The 15,042-nt window shown below is 62.8% G+C and carries 19 protein-coding genes; 12 read left to right on the forward strand and 7 right to left on the reverse strand.

What is annotated here, in order from left to right; all coding sequences use genetic code 11:
• The first annotated feature begins 340 nt into the window (after positions 1–340).
• Together phaC and LJY18_RS03395 are read left to right on the forward strand one after the other, a co-directional pair.
• Positions 341–2,023, forward strand: a complete 1,683-nt coding sequence (phaC, locus tag LJY18_RS03390; RefSeq protein ID WP_238040382.1) for a class II poly(R)-hydroxyalkanoic acid synthase — start codon at positions 341–343, stop codon at positions 2,021–2,023.
• A gap of 81 nt (positions 2,024–2,104) precedes the next feature.
• Complete coding sequence (locus tag LJY18_RS03395) at positions 2,105–2,719, forward strand: TetR/AcrR family transcriptional regulator (RefSeq protein WP_238040383.1); 615 nt, start codon at positions 2,105–2,107, stop codon at positions 2,717–2,719.
• Between the two features lie 82 nt (positions 2,720–2,801).
• On the opposite strand, the gene LJY18_RS03400 is transcribed toward LJY18_RS03395, so the two are convergent.
• From LJY18_RS03400 to LJY18_RS03410, 3 genes are all read right to left on the reverse strand, one after another.
• Positions 2,802–3,512 (reverse strand): phasin family protein, encoded by a 711-nt coding sequence (locus LJY18_RS03400; RefSeq protein ID WP_238040384.1) that lies wholly within the window; start codon positions 3,510–3,512, stop codon positions 2,802–2,804.
• Positions 3,513–3,522: 10 nt separating this feature from the next.
• Complete coding sequence (locus LJY18_RS03405) at positions 3,523–3,969, reverse strand: phasin family protein (protein ID WP_238040385.1); 447 nt, start codon at positions 3,967–3,969, stop codon at positions 3,523–3,525.
• Between the two features lie 186 nt (positions 3,970–4,155).
• Positions 4,156–4,434, reverse strand: coding sequence for a polyhydroxyalkanoic acid system family protein (locus LJY18_RS03410; RefSeq protein WP_238040386.1), 279 nt, complete (start codon positions 4,432–4,434; stop codon positions 4,156–4,158).
• 208 nt (positions 4,435–4,642) lie between these two features.
• Between LJY18_RS03410 and ubiE the strand changes: the two genes are divergently transcribed.
• The 10 genes from ubiE to LJY18_RS03460 all read left to right on the forward strand — a co-directional run bounded on the left by ubiE (position 4,643) and on the right by LJY18_RS03460 (position 11,354).
• A complete protein-coding gene (gene ubiE, locus LJY18_RS03415) occupies positions 4,643–5,413 on the forward strand; it encodes a bifunctional demethylmenaquinone methyltransferase/2-methoxy-6-polyprenyl-1,4-benzoquinol methylase UbiE (RefSeq protein ID WP_238040387.1) in 771 nt (256 codons plus the stop codon).
• Positions 5,413–6,030 (forward strand): ubiquinone biosynthesis accessory factor UbiJ, encoded by a 618-nt coding sequence (locus LJY18_RS03420; RefSeq protein ID WP_238040388.1) that lies wholly within the window; start codon positions 5,413–5,415, stop codon positions 6,028–6,030. The genes ubiE and LJY18_RS03420 overlap by 1 nt, the downstream gene beginning before the upstream one ends.
• Positions 6,027–7,616 carry a ubiquinone biosynthesis regulatory protein kinase UbiB gene (gene ubiB, locus LJY18_RS03425; protein WP_238040389.1) on the forward strand — a complete coding sequence of 530 codons (1,590 nt, stop codon included), beginning with the start codon at positions 6,027–6,029 and terminating at the stop codon, positions 7,614–7,616. Before LJY18_RS03420 ends, ubiB begins: the two co-directional genes overlap by 4 nt.
• Positions 7,617–7,682: 66 nt before the next feature.
• Positions 7,683–8,084, forward strand: coding sequence for a phosphoribosyl-AMP cyclohydrolase (hisI, locus tag LJY18_RS03430; protein WP_238040390.1), 402 nt, complete (start codon positions 7,683–7,685; stop codon positions 8,082–8,084).
• Entirely contained in the window at positions 8,077–8,409 is a 333-nt protein-coding gene (locus LJY18_RS03435) for a phosphoribosyl-ATP diphosphatase (protein WP_238040391.1), read from the forward strand. Before hisI ends, LJY18_RS03435 begins: the two co-directional genes overlap by 8 nt.
• A gap of 27 nt (positions 8,410–8,436) precedes the next feature.
• Positions 8,437–8,670 (forward strand): twin-arginine translocase TatA/TatE family subunit, encoded by a 234-nt coding sequence (tatA, locus tag LJY18_RS03440; RefSeq protein ID WP_238040392.1) that lies wholly within the window; start codon positions 8,437–8,439, stop codon positions 8,668–8,670.
• A gap of 3 nt (positions 8,671–8,673) precedes the next feature.
• Positions 8,674–9,024 (forward strand): Sec-independent protein translocase protein TatB, encoded by a 351-nt coding sequence (tatB, locus tag LJY18_RS03445; protein ID WP_238040393.1) that lies wholly within the window; start codon positions 8,674–8,676, stop codon positions 9,022–9,024.
• On the forward strand, positions 9,021–9,827 hold the full coding sequence (tatC, locus tag LJY18_RS03450; protein ID WP_238040394.1) for a twin-arginine translocase subunit TatC: 807 nt from the start codon (positions 9,021–9,023) through the stop codon (positions 9,825–9,827). The genes tatB and tatC overlap by 4 nt, the downstream gene beginning before the upstream one ends.
• The gene (locus tag LJY18_RS03455) at positions 9,824–10,531 is read left to right on the forward strand and encodes a 16S rRNA (uracil(1498)-N(3))-methyltransferase (RefSeq protein WP_238040395.1); all 708 of its coding nucleotides are present in this window, start codon (positions 9,824–9,826) and stop codon (positions 10,529–10,531) included. Before tatC ends, LJY18_RS03455 begins: the two co-directional genes overlap by 4 nt.
• Positions 10,532–10,937: 406 nt before the next feature.
• Positions 10,938–11,354 (forward strand): UPF0158 family protein, encoded by a 417-nt coding sequence (locus LJY18_RS03460; RefSeq protein ID WP_238040396.1) that lies wholly within the window; start codon positions 10,938–10,940, stop codon positions 11,352–11,354.
• A gap of 43 nt (positions 11,355–11,397) precedes the next feature.
• On the opposite strand, the gene LJY18_RS03465 is transcribed toward LJY18_RS03460, so the two are convergent.
• From LJY18_RS03465 to pip, 4 genes are all read right to left on the reverse strand, one after another.
• Complete coding sequence (locus LJY18_RS03465; protein WP_238040397.1) at positions 11,398–12,042, reverse strand: response regulator transcription factor; 645 nt, start codon at positions 12,040–12,042, stop codon at positions 11,398–11,400.
• A gap of 3 nt (positions 12,043–12,045) precedes the next feature.
• Complete coding sequence (locus LJY18_RS03470; protein ID WP_238040398.1) at positions 12,046–13,395, reverse strand: cache domain-containing protein; 1,350 nt, start codon at positions 13,393–13,395, stop codon at positions 12,046–12,048.
• A gap of 129 nt (positions 13,396–13,524) precedes the next feature.
• A complete protein-coding gene (dtd, locus tag LJY18_RS03475; protein WP_238040399.1) occupies positions 13,525–13,962 on the reverse strand; it encodes a D-aminoacyl-tRNA deacylase in 438 nt (145 codons plus the stop codon).
• Positions 13,959–14,930, reverse strand: a complete 972-nt coding sequence (gene pip / locus LJY18_RS03480; RefSeq protein ID WP_238040400.1) for a prolyl aminopeptidase — start codon at positions 14,928–14,930, stop codon at positions 13,959–13,961. The genes dtd and pip overlap by 4 nt, the downstream gene beginning before the upstream one ends.
• Positions 14,931–15,042 lie beyond the last annotated feature (112 nt).

Raw genomic sequence — 15,042 nt, forward strand, 5'->3', positions numbered from 1 at the left:
AGCCGGGGTATTCGGCGACAGACTCACGCCGCTGCTGGCGTTGCGCAACGCCCGGGCCTGGCCTCGCGACGGCAGCCGGAATCTTCACGGTCGCAGATCAGCGGGCAAATAACCCTCGCCCATCGAGCCCAATAGGTTCACGCTCACAGAGCCGAGTGGGGCACGCACGATGCCTGACCTCCCCATCTTGGTGCAGACCCGAGGGTTCTGGCGCTTGGTTGCCTACTCGGTCACATGCCTGGAATCAGGCTGGGCTAGTCTAGACGGCGAGCCCGCATCCTCTTGGTACAAGCCTTGCTGTACTGCTCCCTGATCACGGATAGTTTTGGAGTGTCGCCCAATGCGCAAACAACCTTCGACACGTAACCTTCCGGCCCCGGCCGGCTCGATGAACGCCCAGAGCGCGGTCGCTGGCCTACGCGCCAGAGACATGCTGTCCACCCTGCGCAGCCTGGCCTTGCAGGGCTTGCGCCAGCCGGTTCACAGCGCGCGACATGCACTGGCACTGGGCGGACAGCTGGGGCGCGTTCTGCTCGGCGACACGCCGCACAAGGTCAACCCGAAAGATTCGCGCTTTGCCGATCCGACCTGGCAACTCAATCCGTTTTACCGGCGCAGCCTGCAGGCCTACTTGGCCTGGCAGCATCAGCTGGATAACTGGATAGAGGAAAGCGACATGAGCGCTGACGATCGCACCCGTGCGCGCTTCGTCGTCAGCATCCTCGGCGATGCCCTGTCCCCCACCAACACCCTACTCAACCCATTGGCACTCAAGGAACTGTTCAACAGTGGCGGCAGCAGCGTGCTCAAAGGTATGGGCCACCTGCTCGACGACCTGCTGCACAACGACGGCCTGCCCAGCCAGGTCAACAAGCATGCCTTCGAAGTCGGCCGCAGCCTGGCCGCCACGCCCGGTGCGGTGGTGTTCCGCAATGAACTGCTGGAGCTGATCCAGTACAAGCCGATGAGCGAGAAGCAATACGCGCGACCGCTGCTGATCGTGCCGCCGCAGATCAACAAGTACTACATCTTCGACCTGTCGCCCGACAAGAGCTTCGTCCAGTACGCACTGAAGAACGGCTTGCAGGTGTTCGTGGTGAGCTGGCGCAACCCGGACGCACGTCATCGCGAGTGGGGCTTGTCGAGCTATGTGCAGGCGGTTGAGGAAGCCATCGATGTCTGTCGGGCGATCACCACCAGCAAGGACGTCAACTTGCTCGGCGCCTGCGCTGGCGGCCTGACCATCGCCGCCTTGCAGGGGCACCTGCAAGCCAAGCGGCAGCTGCGCAAAGTCGCCAGCGCCACCTATCTGGTCAGCCTGCTGGACAGTCAACTGGACAGCCCGGCCATGCTCTTCGCCGATGAAAAAACCCTGGAAGCGGCCAAGCGCCGCTCCTACCAGCAAGGCGTACTGGACGGTCGCGACATGGCCAGGGTGTTCGCCTGGATGCGCCCCAACGACCTGATCTGGAACTACTGGATCAACAACTACCTGCTCGGCAAGCAGCCGCCGGCCTTCGACATTCTCTACTGGAATAACGACAGTACCCGCCTGCCCGCCGCCCTGCATGGCGACCTGATCGACTTCTTCCAACACAATCCGCTGATCCGTGCCGGCGGACTGGAAATCTGCGGCACTCCGGTCGACCTGCGCAAGGTCACGGTCGACAGCTTCAACGTCGCCGGCATCAACGACCACATCACCCCCTGGGACGCGGTGTACCGCTCGAGCCTGCTGATCGGCGGCGACAAGCGCTTCATCCTGTCCAACAGCGGGCACATCCAGAGCATCCTCAATCCGCCGGGCAACCCCAAGGCCAACTACCTCGAGAGCGGCAAGCTCAGCGGCGACCCGCGCGCCTGGTACCATGACGCCCAGAAACACGACGGTAGCTGGTGGCCGCAATGGCTGAACTGGATCCAGGAGCACGCCGGCGAGCAACGCGATACCCAAGTAGCCCTGGGCAACCCGCATTACCCAGCAATGGAAGCGGCCCCCGGCACCTATGTGCATGTGCGCTGATAGCGCACGCCACCGAGCACCGGCCGAAGCCACCTTCGACCGGTTGTCTTCCAGCCTCCCCTGTCAGCATAAGAAGACCGGATGAAAACCCGTGACCGTATCCTCGAATGCGCGCTGATGCTGTTCAACCAGCAAGGCGAGCCGAACGTCTCCGTCCTGGAAATCGCCAATGAACTGGGCATCAGCCCGGGCAATCTGTACTACCACTTCCACGGTAAAGAACCGCTGATTCTCGGTCTTCTCGAGCGTTTCCAGGCAGAACTGGCGCCGCTGCTCAACCCGCCTGACGACGTACGCCTGGATGTCGAAGACTACTGGCTGTTCCTGCATCTGATCGTCGAGCGCATGGCGCACTACTGCTTCCTGTTCCAGGACCTGTCCAACCTGGCCGGGCGCCTGCCAAAGCTGGCACGCGGCATCCGTAACTGGCTGAACGCCTTGAAACGCACCCTGGCATCGCTGCTGGCACGACTGAAGGCGGAAAATCAGCTGGTCAGCGATACCAATGCCCTCGGCCAACTGGTCGAGCAGATCACCATGACCCTGCTGTTCTCTCTCGACTATCAGCGCATCATCGGCCGCGAGGGCGAGAGCCGACTGGTGGTCTATCAGGTGATGATGCTGGTGGCGCCACACCTGACAAGCGAATCACGTTTCGCTGCCGAACACCTGGCACAGCGCTACCTGGAAACCTGAGTCCGCACAGCTGAATCCAACGTAATGACAAACGCAAACGCCCGGCACTAGGCCGGGCGTTAGCGTTTACGGCTTTCAGTCTTTAGGACTGGCTGGCCGGTGTTGCAGGAGTAGCGGCGGGCGCCGGTGCCGGCGCGGCCGCTGGCTCAGCTACCACTGGTGCAGCAGCAGGCTTGACCGCCGGCTTGGCGACTGCTTTTGCGGCTGGCTTAGCGGCAGGCTTGGCCACAGCCTTGGCTGCAGGTTTCGCAACGGCCTTGGCCGCAGGCTTAGCGGCAGCTTTAGCGGCCGGTTTGGCAGCAGCTTTGGCTGCCGGTTTCGCGGCTGCTTTGGCTGCCGGCTTGGCGGCTGGCTTGACCGATTTGACTGATACACCGGTCAATTGCTCGATCTGCTTGGTCAGGCTTTCAACCTTGGCGTTGAGTGCTTTCACTTCATTGCGGCTCGGTACACCGAGACGCGAGATGGCATTGTTCAGACGCTTGTCGAACGCTTCTTCCAGCTCGCCCCACTTGCCGATTGCGCGGTCCTTGACTTCATCGACCTTGGACTTGGTGCTGCCCACCTTCGACTCGACAGTGGACTTCACTGCATCGACTTGCTTCTCGACTTCGCTCTTGGCCTGCTTCTCGGCCTTTTCGCCGTCCTTGACCAGCGTATCGAACAGCTTAGTGCCGTCCTTGCTGACTTTGGAGTAAGCACCCAGACCGGCCAACCAGATCTGCCGCGAGTATTTTTCAACTTCGCCGATCCAGGAGCTGGTCTGCTTTTCGGTTTTCTTTTTGACGGCCATGCTGTTCTCCTTATTTGGTACGCGCGACTTGCTCGAGCAACGCGCTCAGCTCATCAAGCTTAGCAGAGAGTGCTGCAACGTCCTGACGGGACGGGATGCCGATACGGTTGAGCGCACTGGCCACACGAGTGTCGAATGCCTTCTCGATTTTATCGAGCTGCACTTCGACTTTGCCTTTTACGCTACTGACGTTGCCGGTCACGCTGCTCTTGACTTGGTCGATCTGGCTGTTGGCTGCCTCGACTTGCTCGCTGACCAGCTTCTTGCCCTGCTCTTCGACACTTTCGCCGCTCTTGACCAGCTCCTTGAAATACTCGAAGCCTTCCTGCCCGGCCTTGGCATAGGCGCCCAGACCAGCCAGCCAGATCTTGCGGGCATAGACTTTGGCGTCGCTCAGCACGGTGGCTTTATCTTCGACTTCGACTTGAACCTTCTTCTTCACGATAGCTTTCGACATGGTGCACCTCACGCGCAGTGGTTTGAGGAAACGCCCACGGAATGCAGGCTTGAACACACGATATCGAGGAAAATTAGAAACCACATACTAGTCGCGAAAAAACATCAACCGAGCCTGCGTCGGTGCGCAACGTCAGCAGGGCGCGTCCACTAGCGGCGCGGCAGGCGAGAGTTTTTTCACCGCCGCTCAGGCCTTGAGGCTCTTATCCAGCACCTCTTCGATTTCTCGCTTGATGCTGCCGCTCATGGCAGACAACAGCAGACCGAGGTTGAGTTGCACACGCACCTGATCCTCGCCGACCTCGATACGACCATCGGCACCGCTGCGCTTGAATTCCAGGGTGTCGCCGTTCCAGCTGTAACGCACGGCGTATTCGCGGGCCAGGCGCTCGGCCAATTGCTCGGCTTTTTCCCGGGCGACCTCGCGACCGAGCGAATGGGGGCGTTGCACATCAATTCTGGCCATGGCGTTTCTCCTGAGCAAACCAACTGCGACCTTAAGTCGCGCGACTATAGCAATAAGCTGCCGCCGCTCGCTGCACACTGCATAGAGTGGCCAGGCATTTCACGTTGGAGCTACTTGCAGTTTGGCCCTTTCAGCTCAGCGCGGCCTTTTCGGTTTAGAATGGCCGCCACTTTGATTCAGCCTCTCTATATATTCAGGTAAGGGCGAGATGAACGACCCGCGCAAGAACAGCGACAGCGAACCCACCACGCACTTCGGCTTCCAGGATGTACCGGAAAGCCAGAAGGCGCAGAAAGTCGCCGAAGTGTTTCATTCGGTGGCCGCCAGATACGACCTGATGAACGACCTGCTCTCGGGCGGCATGCACCGTCTGTGGAAGCGCTTCACCATCGAATTATCCGGCGTACGCACGGGCAACCGGGTGCTGGATATTGCCGGCGGCACTGGCGACCTCGCGCGCAAGTTCGCCAGCCTGGTCGGGCCTACGGGCGAAGTGGTGCTGGCCGACATCAACGAATCGATGCTCAAGGTCGGCCGCGACCGCCTGCTCGACCGCGGCGTGGCCGGCAACGTCCGGTTCGTCCAGGCCGACGCCGAGAAGCTGCCGTTTCCGGACAATCATTTCGATTGCGTGACCATCGCTTTCGGCCTGCGCAACGTCACCCATAAAGAGGACGCCATCCGCTCCATGCTGCGCGTACTCAAACCCGGCGGGCGCCTCTTGGTGCTGGAATTCTCCAAGCCGTCGAGCAGCCTGCTGTCGAAGGTCTACGACACCTACTCGTTCAACTTCATGCCGCTGATGGGCAAGCTGATCACCAACGATGCCGAAAGCTATCGCTACCTGGCCGAGTCGATCCGCATGCACCCGGATCAGGACACCCTCAAGGCCATGATGATCGAGGCCGGTTTCGAGCGCGTCACCTACCACAACATGACCGGCGGCATCGTCGCCCTGCACCGCGGCATCAAACCCTGATGCTCAGCACTGCCCTGCTGGCCGGCGTCGAACGCGGCCTCAACCGGGTGCTGGCCCTGGACAGCACGGCACTGCCACGCCTGGCGCGCTTGAGCGGCAGGGTGATTGCGGTGGACTGTACGGCGCCGGCGTTGCAGCTGTTCATCCTGCCCAGCGGCGAAGGCCTGCAACTGGCCGGACAATGGGCCGGCGAGGCTGACTGCCGCCTGCGCGCACCCGCCGCGAGCCTGTTACGCCTGGCCACCAGCACGGACAAAACAGCGGTACTGCATAGCCCGCAGGTCGAACTGGACGGCGACAGCGCCGCCCTGCTGGATCTGGCCGGGATCCTTCAGGACCTCGAACTGGACTGGGAGTACGAACTGTCACGCTGGCTTGGTCCGCTCGCCAGCCAGTTGCTCGGCAGCCATATACGCAGCCGGGCCAGCTGGACCGGCAAGACCCTCGACAGCCTGCGCCTGAATCTGGCCGACTACCTCAACGAAGAATCGCGTAGTCTGGTCGGCCAACGGGAAGCCGAAGCCCGCTTCGCCGAACTCGACCGGCTCAAGCTCGACCTCGACCGTCTCGATGCCCGCATCGAACGCCTCATCCAACCGCATAAGTCCAACGCATGAAGCTGCTCGCCGTCCGTCGTCTGCTGCGCATTCAACGCGTGGTCATCCGCTACCAACTGGATGACCTGCTGTTCGCCCAAGCCCTGCCGCTCTGGCTGCGCGTTCTGCGCTATGCCCTGCCCTGGCGCTGGCTGCCGCGCAAGGCCCTGCACTTGTCGCGCGGCGCACGCCTGCGCCTGGCCCTGGAAGAACTGGGGCCGATCTTCATCAAGTTCGGCCAATTGCTCTCTACCCGCCGCGACCTGCTGCCAATGGATATCGCCGATGAGCTGGCCAAGCTGCAGGATCAGGTGCCGCCGTTCGACCCGGAACACTCGCGGGCGCTGATCGAAGCACAACTCGGCGCCAAGGTCGGCGACCTGTTCGCCCGCTTTGACGCCCAGCCGCTGGCCTCCGCCTCGGTCGCCCAGGTGCATGGCGCGCAACTGAAGAGCGGTGAGGAAGTGGTGGTCAAGGTGATTCGTCCCGGCCTCGAACCGGTGATTCGCCAGGACCTGGCCTGGCTGTTCCTGCTTGCCAAACTGGCCGAGAAGGCCTCTGCCGATGCACGTCGCCTGCGCCCGGTGGAAGTGGTCGGCGACTACGAAAAAACCATCTACGACGAACTCGACCTGCTGCGCGAGGCGGCCAACGCCAGTCAGTTGCGGCGCAACTTCGAGGGCTCGCCGCTGCTCTACGTACCCCAGGTGTACTGGGAGTTGTGTCGCCCCAAGGTGCTGGTGATGGAGCGTATCTACGGCATCCAGGTCACCGACCTGGTCACCCTCGCCGACCAGCGCACCGACATGAAGCTGCTGGCCGAGCGGGGCGTGGAGATCTTCTTCACCCAGGTGTTTCGCGACAGCTTCTTCCACGCCGACATGCACCCCGGCAACATCTTCGTCAGCACCCGCACACCCTGGAATCCGCAGTACATTGCGATCGACTGCGGCATCATCGGCAGCCTCACCGCGGAAGACCAGGACTACCTGGCGCGCAATCTGCTGGCCTTCTTCAAGCGCGATTATCGCCGCGTGGCGCAACTGCACATCGACTCAGGCTGGGTGCCGGCCGACACCAAGGTCAACGACTTCGAGGCGGCCATCCGCACCGTCTGCGAGCCGATCTTCGAGCGACCGCTGAAGGATATTTCCTTCGGCCAACTGCTCCTGCGCCTGTTCCAGACCGCCCGGCGCTTCAACATGGAAGTGCAGCCGCAGCTGGTTCTCCTGCAGAAAACCCTGCTCAACATCGAAGGCCTGGGCCGGCAGCTCTACCCGGACCTGGACCTGTGGACCACCGCCCAACCCTTTCTCGAGCGCTGGATGCGCGACCGGGTCAGCCCGCTGCACCTGCTGCGCAACCTGCAACAACAGGCCGAGCAAGTGCCGCACCTGTCGCAGATGGCCCGCGACACCCTGGAACGCCTCAACCAGCAACCGCGTGACAACCCCGCCGCATCCAGCAGCAACGGGCATTGGCCGGCGCGCCTGCTCGGCACCGTGCTGATTGGCGGCGCAGCCACCCAGGGCCTGCTGCTCAGCCTCGGTGCCTGGCCTAGCTGGGCGATGCTCGCTGGCGGCGTGTATCTGGTCATGCGCCGATAGCCACACCGCAGCCACGCTGGCACACTAGAACCCTATCCCACAGGCCCGTGACGGGCGGAAGCAGCGATGACCGACTGGCTCGACGAAATCAACTGGAACAGCGACGGCTTGGTGCCGGCGATTGCCCAGGATCACCAAACCGGCCGCGTGCTGATGATGGCCTGGATGAACCGCGAAGCCCTGGCCCTGACCGCCGCCGAACAGCGCGCAATCTACTGGTCACGCTCGCGCGGCAAGCTGTGGCGCAAGGGCGAAGAGTCCGGCCACGTGCAGAAGCTGCATGAACTGCGCCTGGATTGCGACGCCGACGTGATCATCCTCAAGGTCGAGCAGTTGGGTGGCATCGCCTGTCACACCGGCCGGCAAAGCTGCTTTTATCGGGTGTTCGACAACGGCACCTGGAAAACCGTCGATGCCGTGATCAAAGACCCGCATGCCATCTATGCCAAAGGACACAGCCATGACTGACACCCTGAGCCGCCTGGCCGACGTCCTGGAAGCACGCAAAGGCGCCGCGCCCGACAGCTCCTACGTCGCCAGCCTGTACCACAAGGGTCTGAACAAGATCCTCGAAAAAGTTGGCGAAGAATCGGTGGAAACCATTCTCGCCGCCAAGGACGCGGCCGTCAGCGGTGACTGCAGTGACCTGATCTACGAAACCGCCGACCTGTGGTTCCACAGCTTGATCATGCTTGCCGCCCTCGGCCAGCATCCGCAAGCAGTGCTGGACGAACTGGATCGCCGCTTCGGCCTGTCCGGGCATGCGGAAAAAGCCGCACGCCCGCAATCCTGAACAACCACTTACTGAGGAGTACGCATCATGGGTTTCGGTGGCATAAGCATTTGGCAACTCGTGATCATCCTGCTGATCGTGGTCATGCTATTCGGCACCAAGCGCCTGAAAGGCCTGGGTTCGGACCTCGGCGACGCGATCAAGGGCTTTAAAAAATCGATGGGTAACGACGACGGCGACAAGCCGGCGGTGGATGAGACCAAGGGCCAGACCATCGACGCCCAGGCGCGCAAGGTCGAAGACCCGACGAAGAAAGACTGAGCCATGTTCGACATAGGCTTTACCGAGCTGCTGCTGATTGGCGTGGTCGCCTTGGTGGTACTTGGCCCTGACCGCTTGCCCGGCGCCGTGCGCACGGCCGGGCTGTGGATCGGCCGGATCAAACGCAGCTTCACTGCGATCAAGGCGGAGGTCGAGCGCGAGATCGGTGCGGATGAAATTCGCCGGCAATTGCATAACGAACACATCCTCGACCTTGAACGCGAAATGAACGCGGTGAAGCAGAGCGTCAACGCGCCCCTCAGCAGCCTGGTCGACCCAGCCCCCGCCAGCGAAGCCGCCCCCAAGGCCGAGACAGGCACCAGCACCAGCCAGGATAAAAGCCCGCAACCATGAGCCGAGTTTCCGACAACGATCAGGAAATGCCCCTGGTCTCGCACCTGACTGAATTGCGCACGCGCCTGCTGCGTATTGTCGGCACCGTGCTGCTGCTGTTTTCCGGACTGTTCTACTTTTCCCAGGAGATCTACGCGCTGGTCGCCGCGCCTCTGCGGGCTTACCTGCCGGAAGGCGCGACCATGATCGCCACGGGCGTGGCCTCACCCTTTCTGACCCCGTTCAAACTGACCATGATGGTCGCCCTGTTTCTCTCGATCCCGATCATCCTGCACCAGATCTGGGGCTTCATCGCGCCAGGCCTGTACAAGCACGAGAAACGCATCGCCATCCCGCTGCTGATTTCCAGCATCCTGCTGTTTTACGGCGGCATGGCCTTTGCCTACTTCGTGGTATTCCCGATCATGTTCGGCTTCTTCGCCAGCGTGACCCCGGAAGGCGTGGCGATGATGACCGATATCGGTCAATACCTGGACTTTGTCCTCACCCTGTTCTTCGCCTTTGGCGTGGCCTTCGAGATCCCGGTGGCGACCTTCCTGCTGATCTGGGTCGGCATCGTCGATGTCGCCGCCCTGCGCAAAGGCCGGCCCTATGTCATCGTCGGTTGCTTCGCCGTGGGCATGGTCCTGACTCCGCCGGATGTGCTCTCGCAAACCCTGCTGGCCGTGCCCATGTGGCTGCTGTTCGAGGCAGGCTTGCTCTGCGGCTCCCTGGTCAAGCGCCGGGACGAACACGAGGCAGACGCAGACGCAGAGGCCGCCGAGCAAGAACACAACGACCAACCGCCTGCCCCTCAGCCGTGAACCTGCTGCTGCTGGAAGACGGCGACTTCGTTGCCCCGGACCGGGCGCTGCTGCATGGCCGCCGCCTTAAACACCTGCACGAAGTGCACCGTGCCGTAGCCGGTGACAGCCTGCGCGTCGGCCGCCTGGATGGCCTGATGGGCACGGGGCAGTTGCTGCGCCTGGATGCCAACGAAGCCGAGCTGAGCGTCGCGCTCGACCAGCCGGCCCCGGCCAAATTGCCCATCACCCTGCTGCTGGCCCTGCCGCGACCCAAGATGCTGCGCCGTATCGTGCAGACGATTAGCGCCATGGGCGTGCCCAGGGTGGTGTTGCTGAACAGCTACCGGGTCGAAAAAAGCTTCTGGCAAACGCCCTTTCTCGAGCCGGCGGCGATTCGTGAGCAGCTGATCCTCGGCCTGGAGCAGGCGCGCGATACCGTGCTGCCGGAAATCATCATCGAGAAACGCTTCAAACCCTTCGTCGAAGACCGCCTGCCAGCGCTGTCTGCCGGTAGCCTCGGCCTGATCGGCCACCCCGGCGCCTACCCGACCTGCCCGCGGGCAGTCGACCAAGCCGTGACCCTGGCCATAGGTCCGGAAGGCGGCTGGATTCCCTATGAAGTCGAAATGCTGCACAAGGCCGGCCTGCAACCGGTGCAACTGGGCGAACGTATCCTGCGGGTGGAAACGGCGGTTACCGCCCTGCTGGCGCGCCTGTTCTGAGTCTGCCCCTCGGCATCGGCGACCTGCTTGACGGGCCTGACGGCGCTAGAGCCCTCGACGAACAGCTCTGTCACCCGCGCACTGAGTTCTTCAGCACTCAGCCCATCCCCCATGCGCTCGCCCAGCTGCCGGTCTTGTAGCAAGTGGGCGAGGCCATGCACCAAGCTCCAGGCGGCCAGCGTTGCCACCAGCGGATCGCGCCCGGGCGCCGCGGCATGCACCGCTTGGACCAGGCGTTGATGCAGTCCAGCCATTGATCATTCTCTGGGGGCTCTATGCCGGCGAATGGGTCGGCCCTCCACGCGCCGAACAAGCCCCCCGGGGAGCCAGCTGAGTGAATGCCTATGGTCAGGCAAGCCGTGCTGGGTTTATGGTCCAACCAGGAACCTGCTTGGAGTCGAATGCCATGCGCCCCTTGACCATCGATCTACAGCGCCTCGAACAGGCCCTGCTCAGCCAGGATGATGCCGAGCAGTACCTGGACCTTGAAAGTGGCACGGTGCTGCGCATCGCAGCGGGTGCGCCTGCACCAGGAAGCGAAGAAAAATACCTGGTCCAACCTGACCGCTACCTGGCCATAGAATCCTTGGGGCTGGACGAACTTCTGGCCATGCGCGAGGCCTTCCTGTTCGGCCTGCACGATCCGCACGCCCATACCCTGCTCAGCCATGCCCTGAACGGGCGCAGACCCTTGCGCACCTTCGACTATGAGCTGGAAAAGTTGCCGCACCTGCAGCGCACCTGGCAGGCCTATCAAGCCCAACAGGCACGTGAGCGGGCGCTCGAGTGGCTACAGGCCAACGGCCTGGAGGCAGCGGACTAGCCCGGCGCGGGAACACGACAACCCCGCTATGGCGGCGCGCGGCTCAGATGCTTAACCAGCCGCGTTCCAGTGCATATTTCACCAGCCCGGCCGGCGTATCGACGCCCAGCTTGCGGCGAATGCTGAGCCTGTGGGTTTCGATGGTGCGTACGCTGATATCGAGCAGGCGCGCGATGGCCTTGTTGCTCAGCCCCTGCACCAGCATCTGCAAGACCTCGCGCTCACGCGGGGTCAGCTCGTCGTCGGCGGCCGGCGGACTCACGGTTTTTTCCAGCAGATCGGTGCTGTAGTAGCTACCGCCGGCGGCAATCGCATCGATGGCGGCGACTATCTCCCATGAGGCGGCATCCTTCAGCACGTAACCGCGGGCGCCGGCACGGATCGAGCTGGTCACGTATTCGGCGTGGTCGTACATGCTCAGAATCAGGATCTGCATGCCGGGGTACTGACGACAGAGGGTTTCGGTCAACTGCAGGCCGGTCATGTCTTTCATGCCGATGTCGACCAGCAGCAGATCGGGTCGGACCTGGCCGACCAAGATCAGCGCCTCGGCACCGCTGCTGGCCTCGCCCACCACCTCCAACTGCGGCATGGCCGTCAACAACGCGCGCAGGCCGTCGCGCACCAGTTCATGGTCATCGACCAGGGCCACACGGATAGGTTCGGGATGCGGGGATATGCTGGACATGGCTCAACCTGGTAGCGGCAGACTCACCATAAGCTCGGTGCGGCCGGGTGTTGAAGATAACGTAAAACGGCCGCCAAGGTGCTCGACTCGCTCGCGCATGTTGCGCAGACCTATGCCGCTACTGCGCGTCTGCTCGATCCGTGCAATGTCGAAGCCGACCCCATCATCGCGAACCCGCAACTGCAGCGTCGAGCCTTCCTGCAGCAGCGCGATGCTGACCCGGCCGGCCCGGGAGTGACGCGCGATGTTGGCCAATGCCTCCTGCACGATGCGAAACAACGCGACCGACTCGGCATCGGGTAGCCGAATCATGTCCAGGCTCTGCTGGTAATCGACCCGCAGCCCGCTGCGCTGCTCGAACTCGACCGCCAACTGGCCGATGGCCGCTGGCAGGCCGAAGCTGTCCAGCAGCGAGGGGCGCAGATCATGGGAAATGCGCCGCACCTCGGCAATCGCCCCACCCAGCCGGGACAGCCCGCCGCGCAGCGTCTCCAGCGCCTGGCTGCGCCCGCTTTCCAGCTCGTGACAGGCCAGTTCGAGGCGGAACTTGACCGACACCAGCAACTGGCTGATGCCGTCATGCAACTCGCGCGAAACCCGCGAACGCTCGTCTTCCTGGGAACTGACGATGCGTTGCGCCAACAGTTTCAGCTTGCGGTCGGCCAACCGCTGTTCACTGAAGTTGAGCGTCAACCCGCCGGCGGAGACCAGCAGCACCGCCACCAGCGCCACGCCCGCCAGCGACCACATGGTCCTGCGGATATTCTCCGCCACCTTGGCCCGTGCCTGCGCGGTGGCCTGTTCGACATCATCGAGATAGAGGCCGGTGCCGATCATCCAGTCCCAACGTTCGAGCATCACCACGTAAGCGAGCTTCTCGGTCAGTTGGCCGGTGGAGGGTTTCTCCCATTGATAGCGCTGAAATCCATCGCCGCTGCGCGCGCTGAGCAACAGTGACTGGATCGCCTGGACCCAGTGCGGATTGGTCATACTCACCAGATCGCGGCCGATCAGTTCCGGCTGGCGCGGATGCATCAGGCTGCGCCCCTTGCCGTCGTAGACGAAAAAATAGCCATCACTGCCATAGTCGAGGCCGAGCAGTATGTTCAGCACCTGCTGCTGGGTGACGCCATCATCGCGGCCACTGGCATACAAAGGCGCGACAGCGCTCAAGCCCAGTTCGACATAGTTCTGCAGTTCGGTCTTCTTGCTGGCGATGATGCTGGTTTCGATCAGCAATTCCTGCTGCTCGCCCAGGCTTTTGGCATGCGACAGTACCAGCGCGCCGATCACGATAATCGCCAACAGGAGCGGCAGAATGGCCAGCGCGACGAGTTTTTGTTTGAGTTGCATGCGGACCGTTCGTGGCGGCGTAGCTACGTTGCCTGACGTAGCTGCGCAGGGAAATCGCTGGAGTCTAACAAAGACTGCACGCCAGAGCGGCCACCGACCATCCCCTTGGCCTATCGGCGCAGGATGCCGTCAGACTTCCAGGAGAAAGGTCACCGGCCCATCATTGACCAGATGCACCTGCATATCGGCACCGAAACGGCCGCAGGCAACCTGCCCATGCTTAAGTCGCGCCTGCTCGACCAGCTGCTCGAACAAGGCGGCACCCAGGGCCGGCGGCGCCGCAGTGGAAAAACTCGGGCGCAGACCGTTGCGGGTGTCGGCCGCCAGGGTGAACTGCGAGACCAGCAGCAGGCCGCCGCCGACATCGCTGAGCGACAGGTTCATCTTGCCGTCGGCGTCACCGAACACTCGGTAGTTGAGCAGCTTGTGCAGCAGTTTGGCGACGCTGGCCGGATCGTCCTGCGGTTCGACCGCGACCAAGGCCAGCAAGCCCTGGTCGATGGCGCCGACGACCTCGCCGGCCACCTCCACCCGCGCGCCACTGACTCGCTGGATCAGCGCCTTCATGCTTCGTCAGGCGACAGATCGAGCAAGCGCCGGGCGATCTGATTGGCCGCTCGCACCAGGGCGTCGGTGATGCCCACTTCGGAGGCGGCATGGCCGGCATCGCGGATGATCTGCAGCTCGCTGTTGGGCCAGGCCTGGTGCAGCTCCCAGGCATTGTCCAGGGGGCAGATCACATCATAGCGGCCATGCACGATCACTCCCGGCAGGTGGGCGATTTTCGGCATGTCGCGGAGCAACTGGTCGGCGGCGAGGAAGGCGTTGTTGACGAAGTAGTGGCACTCGATCCGGGCAATCGACAGCGCCCGGTGCGAATCATTAAAGCGTTCCACCACCTGCGAGTTCGGCCGCAGCGTGGCGGTACGCCCTTCCCAGCTCGACCAGGCCTTGGCCGCGTGCATCTGGGCGATCTGATCGGACCCGGTCAGCCGCTTGTAATACGCCGGCATCAACTCGCCACGCTCCTCGACTGGAATCGGCGCCAGGTAGTCCTGCCAGTAGTCGGGGAACATGCGGCTGGCACCTTCCTGGTAGAACCAGTGGAATTCCTGCGGACGGCACAGGAAGATGCCGCGCAGGATCAGCGCCTGCACCCGCTCGGGATGGCTCTGCGCGTAGGCCAGCGCCAGCGTCGAGCCCCAGGAGCCGCCGAACAGCACCCATTTGTCGATGCCCAGGTGCTCACGGATGCGCTCGAGGTCGGCGACCAGGTCCCAGGTGGTGTTGTTTTCCAGGCTCGCATGGGGCGTCGAGCGGCCGCAGCCGCGCTGATCGAAAGTCACGATGCGGTAGAGGTTGGGGTCGAAGAAGCGCCGGCTCATGGCATCGCAACCCGCGCCCGGGCCGCCATGGATGAACACCACCGGCAGACCATCCGGGGTACCGCTCTCGTCCACATAGAGCACGTGCGGCGCAGCTACGGCCAGCTCGTGGCGGGCGTAGGGTTTGATCTCCGGATACAAAGTCTGCATGGTGCACTCCTGGATGTATACGTAGGGTACGGCGCCAACTCGTGTGCAAACGCCCCGCTAGTTTGCTGCCACTGGCGTCTCCCGCTCTGCCTCGCATCATAACCATGTAAAA

The sequence above is a fragment of the Pseudomonas sp. MMS21 TM103 genome (assembly GCF_022132145.1).
Classification (GTDB): Bacteria; Pseudomonadota; Gammaproteobacteria; order Pseudomonadales; family Pseudomonadaceae; genus Aquipseudomonas.

What these genes read in the sequence shown, in the direction of transcription:
- phaC (WP_238040382.1), top strand. Translation starts at nt 341, where the DNA reads ATGCGCAAACAACCTTCGACACGTAACCTTCCGGCCCCGGCCGGCTCG.
- LJY18_RS03395 (WP_238040383.1), top strand. Translation starts at nt 2,105, where the DNA reads ATGAAAACCCGTGACCGTATCCTCGAATGCGCGCTGATGCTGTTCAAC.
- LJY18_RS03400 (WP_238040384.1), bottom strand. Translation starts at nt 3,512, where the DNA reads ATGGCCGTCAAAAAGAAAACCGAAAAGCAGACCAGCTCCTGGATCGGC.
- LJY18_RS03405 (WP_238040385.1), bottom strand. Translation starts at nt 3,969, where the DNA reads ATGTCGAAAGCTATCGTGAAGAAGAAGGTTCAAGTCGAAGTCGAAGAT.
- LJY18_RS03410 (WP_238040386.1), bottom strand. Translation starts at nt 4,434, where the DNA reads ATGGCCAGAATTGATGTGCAACGCCCCCATTCGCTCGGTCGCGAGGTC.
- ubiE (WP_238040387.1), top strand. Translation starts at nt 4,643, where the DNA reads ATGAACGACCCGCGCAAGAACAGCGACAGCGAACCCACCACGCACTTC.
- LJY18_RS03420 (WP_238040388.1), top strand. Translation starts at nt 5,413, where the DNA reads ATGCTCAGCACTGCCCTGCTGGCCGGCGTCGAACGCGGCCTCAACCGG.
- ubiB (WP_238040389.1), top strand. Translation starts at nt 6,027, where the DNA reads ATGAAGCTGCTCGCCGTCCGTCGTCTGCTGCGCATTCAACGCGTGGTC.
- hisI (WP_238040390.1), top strand. Translation starts at nt 7,683, where the DNA reads ATGACCGACTGGCTCGACGAAATCAACTGGAACAGCGACGGCTTGGTG.
- LJY18_RS03435 (WP_238040391.1), top strand. Translation starts at nt 8,077, where the DNA reads ATGACTGACACCCTGAGCCGCCTGGCCGACGTCCTGGAAGCACGCAAA.
- tatA (WP_238040392.1), top strand. Translation starts at nt 8,437, where the DNA reads ATGGGTTTCGGTGGCATAAGCATTTGGCAACTCGTGATCATCCTGCTG.
- tatB (WP_238040393.1), top strand. Translation starts at nt 8,674, where the DNA reads ATGTTCGACATAGGCTTTACCGAGCTGCTGCTGATTGGCGTGGTCGCC.
- tatC (WP_238040394.1), top strand. Translation starts at nt 9,021, where the DNA reads ATGAGCCGAGTTTCCGACAACGATCAGGAAATGCCCCTGGTCTCGCAC.
- LJY18_RS03460 (WP_238040396.1), top strand. Translation starts at nt 10,938, where the DNA reads ATGCGCCCCTTGACCATCGATCTACAGCGCCTCGAACAGGCCCTGCTC.
- LJY18_RS03465 (WP_238040397.1), bottom strand. Translation starts at nt 12,042, where the DNA reads ATGTCCAGCATATCCCCGCATCCCGAACCTATCCGTGTGGCCCTGGTC.
- LJY18_RS03470 (WP_238040398.1), bottom strand. Translation starts at nt 13,395, where the DNA reads ATGCAACTCAAACAAAAACTCGTCGCGCTGGCCATTCTGCCGCTCCTG.
- dtd (WP_238040399.1), bottom strand. Translation starts at nt 13,962, where the DNA reads ATGAAGGCGCTGATCCAGCGAGTCAGTGGCGCGCGGGTGGAGGTGGCC.
- pip (WP_238040400.1), bottom strand. Translation starts at nt 14,930, where the DNA reads ATGCAGACTTTGTATCCGGAGATCAAACCCTACGCCCGCCACGAGCTG.